The sequence below is a fragment of the Microbacterium sp. genome (assembly GCF_011620715.1).
Classification (GTDB): Bacteria; Actinomycetota; Actinomycetes; order Actinomycetales; family Microbacteriaceae; genus Microbacterium.
In genome coordinates this window covers 1-4,623 of sequence record NZ_WOYP01000090.1, presented here as the reverse complement: position 1 = coordinate 4,623, position 4,623 = coordinate 1, and the positions used below count along the sequence as shown (strand labels likewise).

Here is a 4,623-nt window from a genome sequence, read left to right as displayed (position 1 = left end):
CCGTTCGGTCACACGAACCCGTTCGGTCACACGAACCCGTTCGGTCACACGAACCCGTCCGGGACGGCGGGCTACGGCATCGCAGGTGGTGGCGGGCGTCAGGCGGTCGACTATGTCGGCGCCGCCCCGGCGAGGGTGCGGGAGCTCGGCGAGAAGGGGCGCCGGCCGGTGATCGCGTTCATGGACACCGGGTGCGGCGAACATCCGTGGTTCACCGCGCCGGATGTCGTCAAGCGGCAGCTTCCTCAGAATGCCGACGCGATCGGTCTCACGGACGATCCCACCGATCCGGAGCGGCATGGCGATCAGGCTGGCCCCTTCGATGGGTTCCTCGACGGCGCTGCCGGGCATGGGACCTTCGTGGCAGGCATCCTGCATCAGAGCTGCCCCGATGCGACACTCATCCCGATCCGGGTCGCCGACAGTCAGGGGACCGTCCTCGAGGGTGAGTTCCTCAAGGCGGTCCGAGACGTCGCGCTCGCCGTACTGCGGCATGCCGCCGACAAGGGTGGCCAGCCGATCGACGTGCTGAACATCTCTCTCGGGTACTACCACGAGACCCCGGAGGACGAGCTGTATGACACCACCATGAGCCAGCTGCTCGGCCGTGCGCGCCAGGCGGGCTGTGCAGTCGTGTGCTCGGCCGGCAACGACGCCACCGACCGGCCGAGCTTTCCGGCGGCCCTGTGGCCGTGGCCGGGCGCGGACTTCCATGTCGAGGAGCCCGCGAACGCAGCGCCGCACGTCTCGGTCGGCGCGATGAATCCGAATCGCTCGATCGCCCTGTTCAGCAATATCGGCCGATGGGTCAAGACGTGGGCGCCCGGTGTCTCCGTGCTGAGCACCTCACCGCCGTTCCACGGCGGCGCGCAAGCGGGCTCGCGAAACGACCGCGGAACGCTGCGGCGCGAATCCCTTGATCCGGACGACTACAGCGCGGGCTTCGCACTGTGGAGCGGCACGTCGTTCGCGGCCCCGCTGGTTGCCGGTCGGCTCGCCTGTGAAATGGCGGGTCCCCTGATGAGCGGCGAGCTCGGCCGCGAGGTGGAGCCCAGGGTCGACGCACTTCGCAAGGCAGCGAAGGCCGTCGACAAAGCGCTTCCGGAGGTTCTGCCCCGCTGACCCGGCGGATTGGCCATGATGGAATCGTGGCGCGTATGGCGGGGGACCTGCACCGTCGCGCGGTCGATCTTGTCAACTACGGACGGCATGCCGAGGCCCGGCGCCTGCTGATCACGGCGATCGACCGTGCCGATGACGTCGATCTGCGCGCGCGCGCGATGGGCACCCTCGCCTACGTGATGGCGCGAACCGGCGAGCCATCGGCCGCCGAGCAGGTCTGTCACGAAGCGCTCGCGCTGCCGGGCATCTCACGGGAGTCGACGGCGGTGCTCTACGGCCAGCTCGGGGCGGTCGCGCAGATGACCGGCCTTCTCAGTGAAGCTGAGAGCTGGCTGACGCGGGCGATCGCATCGGTCGAGGACTCCACGCTCGTGGCGCTGCGGATGCACGTGACGCGCAGTCTCGTGCGGATGCAGAATCTCCGTCTCGATGAGGCGGCGCAGGACACGGAGCTGGCTCGTCGCGGATACGCCGAGGCGGGGTTGACCGTCGAGGAAGCACAGATGCGGCACAACCTCGGCTACATCAATCTGCTCCGGGGAGACCTGGTCGGCGCTCTCAGCGACATGGAGACCGCGCGCCGCGAGCTGCGAGGCGTCTCGGCCATCGCTGTGGCGACCTGTGACGTCGACCGCGCCGAAGTGCTCCGCGACGCCGGGCTCACGACCGAGGCCGAGCGGATTCTCGTCCGCAACACCGCCGTCTTCGGGGCGCATCGGATGCCCCAGTCGCGGGCCGAAGCCGAGCTCAACCTGGCGCGGTCGATGCTGACCCATGACCCGGTCGGTGCGCGAAGGATCGCGACGGCTGCGGGCCGACGTCTGAAGGCTCTGGGGAACGAGGCGGGGTCGTCCCGGGCGGAGGGGATCCGCCTGCGCGCCGAGCTGAGCGGCGGACAGGTCAGGCGCGGCGGGTATCGGGCGGCTGCGCCACGCCGCGTGCCAACCCTCGAGGAGGTGACTGAGGTCGCATCCGCCCTGCGAGCGTTCGGGTTCCACAACGAATCCGCTGCGCTTCGCCTGACCCACGAACTCTGGCGCGCACGAGACGGGTCCGTGCGCGCGAAATCGTCGAGAGTGTCCGTGCCGTCCACGGCTCCGATCGAGCTGCGCTTGCTCGCTTCCGAGGTCAAGGCCGCCCGTTCGGAGGCCCGGCGGCGCCACCTCGATGTCCGCCGGCACGCGGCGCGCGGTCTCGATGACCTCATGCGGTGGCAGAGCTCCTTCGGCAGTCTCGATCTCCAGACCTCGATCGTCATGCACGGCAACGGCCTCATCGGCGCGGGTTTGGCCTCGGCCGTGCAATCGGGCCGACCGGATGTCGTCTTCGAGTGGTCGGAGCGGGCCCGCCATCTGAGCCTGCAGGTCGTTCCGCTGCGGCCGCCGCCCAATCCGTCGCTGGCCGAGGAACTGGCCGAGTTGCGGATGCTGCGCGCGGAGAACGAGGACTGGTATGCCGACCCGCGGGTCGAGCAGCTTCGCGAGCGCGCGCGTGAGCGTCAGTGGTCGGCGACCGGGACCGCCGAGATCCAGGAGCGCGTGACGATGGACGAGGCACGGGCAGCGCTCGACACCGATACGGCGGCGCTTTCGTACGTCTTCTCCGGCGACCGGCTCAGTGTGCTGCTGCTCACCAGGGATCACAGCGAACTCGTGCCGCTGCCGGGTTGGCCGAAGCTCCAGCGGGCACTGCCCGGGCTGCGCGCCGACCTCGACATGGCGGCATCCGTCCGAGGCGGTCCTCTCGCCGAGATCGTGCGCGCTGCACTCGACGAGCGGCTCGCGACGCTGTCCTCCGCGCTGTTGACCGCACCGCTGCGTCTCACGAGCGCCCGCCGAATCGTGGTCACCGCGCCGGGGGTGCTCAGCGGCATTCCGTGGGCGATGCTCCCGGGAATGCGGGGCCGTGCCTTCACCCTCGCGGCATCTGCGACGCAGTGGGTGCGGCTGCGCGGCTCGGGATTGTCGGGCCGTCGCGCAGGATTCGCGGTCGGGCCTCGCGTTCCCCGGGGTCACGAGGAAGCGGCTCTCGCAGCATCTGCCTGGACCGAGGCGACGACGCTGCTCGGCACTTCGGCGACTGTCGAGGCTGTGACCGACCTCGCTTCGCGGCTCGACGTGCTGCACATCGCCGCGCACGGCCGGCACGCCGTGGACAACCCCCTGTTCTCCGGTCTCGAACTCGCCGATGGCACGCTGTTCGGCTACGACATCGACCTGATCCCGTCAGTGCCCGAAACCGTCGTGCTCTCGGCGTGCGAGGTCGGCAGATCGTCGGTGCGGTGGGGCGAGGAAGCCATCGGCATGACCCGCATCTGGCTGCACGCCGGAACGCGATGCGTGATCGCGGCTCCGGTCGTGGTGGCAGACGACGTGGCGTGCGAACTGCTCGGTGCGATGCACGAGGGGCTCGCCGCGGGTGAGCCGCCCAGTGTCGCCCTGGCCACGGCATCCGAGCGCACGGGGATCATCGCGCCATTCCAGGCGCACGGCTCGGGCTTCTGAAACCAATCGCGCAGTGATGTATCAGGGGCCTGCGGTCGGACTCCTCACACGTGGAACAGCCCCGCAGGTCGGCACCGGGGGGTACCGAACACTGGGGGCAGAGGGATCCGTGGGGCGCGGTCGGGGCGCGAGGATCTCACCGGGCTGTTCCGCGGGGGATGTCGCAGAGACCCAGGTCGGCGACATCCCCCGGCGTCTGTCTGCGTGCGGCTCAGCTCCGCGACGAGTTCGCAGTTCTCCCGCGGACGATGCCGACGAACGCCTCCACCGCGGGGGTGGTGTGCTCGGTCGGCCAGGCGAGCGCGACCGTCGAGACCGGACCGTCGCGAAGCGGCCGGTACGCAGTGTCCTTGCGGCGGTGCAGCCGGGCCAGTGACATCGGCACGATGACGATCCCGACCCCAGCGGCGACCGTCGCGATCGCCTGCTCGGTGTCGCCGGGAGGGGAGAAGGACGCCGCGACCGTTCCGGGCACTGTCAGCGCCAGCACGTCGTCCTGCGGAACGATCAAGACCTCGCCGGCGAGATCTTCGAGATCGAGCTCGTCCACGGTCGTCAGGTGCGAGTCGGCCGAGGTCACCACGACCGCGGTCTCGTCGTAGAGCGCGATGACGCTGAGTCCGGAGCGGTCGATCGGAAGCCGCACGAGTGCGGCATCCAGGCCCTCGTCGAGGAGGGCCGAGCGCTGGGTCGACGCCGCGATGGGTCGAAGCTCGAGCTCGGTCTGCGGCATCCGTTCCTTCCACGCGTCGATCCAGCCGCCGGGAGTCGCGCCCGGGATCGCGCCGAGAACGAACACCGCGGGCATCGGCTCGCTCACGGGCGGCAGTGTGGCCGGCGCGGTCTTGCGCTTCTTCGCGGCCAGGCGACGCGGCCGACCCCGGGACCCGCCGCTCTTCGCCATGCCGCCAGCGTAGCCGGGGCGCTATGGCCCGCTCATGGTCGCCGTGCTCGCCACCGTCGTCGGCGGGCCGAGTAGCGGTCAGCAAGAGCCCCA

General features: G+C 70.2%; 3 protein-coding genes. 2 read left to right on the top strand and 1 reads right to left on the bottom strand.

The annotated features are described in order from the left end of the window. Positions 1-1,122: S8 family serine peptidase (locus QZV84_RS09390; RefSeq protein WP_292828752.1), on the top strand; the 1,122-nt coding region annotated here is incomplete at its 5' end. Between the two features lie 35 nt (positions 1,123-1,157). Next, a complete protein-coding gene (locus QZV84_RS09385) occupies positions 1,158-3,626 on the top strand; it encodes a CHAT domain-containing tetratricopeptide repeat protein (protein WP_292828755.1) in 2,469 nt (822 codons plus the stop codon). Positions 3,627-3,837: 211 nt separating this feature from the next. Here QZV84_RS09385 and QZV84_RS09380 read toward each other — a convergent pair whose 3' ends face one another. Then, the gene (locus QZV84_RS09380) at positions 3,838-4,530 is read right to left on the bottom strand and encodes a LysR family substrate-binding domain-containing protein (RefSeq protein ID WP_292828749.1); all 693 of its coding nucleotides are present in this window, start codon (positions 4,528-4,530) and stop codon (positions 3,838-3,840) included. Between the last annotated feature and the right edge of the window lie 93 nt (positions 4,531-4,623).

Bases quoted from the DNA above. Each gene is read 5' to 3' on its own strand.
- QZV84_RS09385 (WP_292828755.1), top strand. From the start codon at position 1,158: ATGGCGGGGGACCTGCACCGTCGCGCGGTCGATCTTGTCAACTACGGA.
- QZV84_RS09380 (WP_292828749.1), bottom strand. From the start codon at position 4,530: ATGGCGAAGAGCGGCGGGTCCCGGGGTCGGCCGCGTCGCCTGGCCGCG.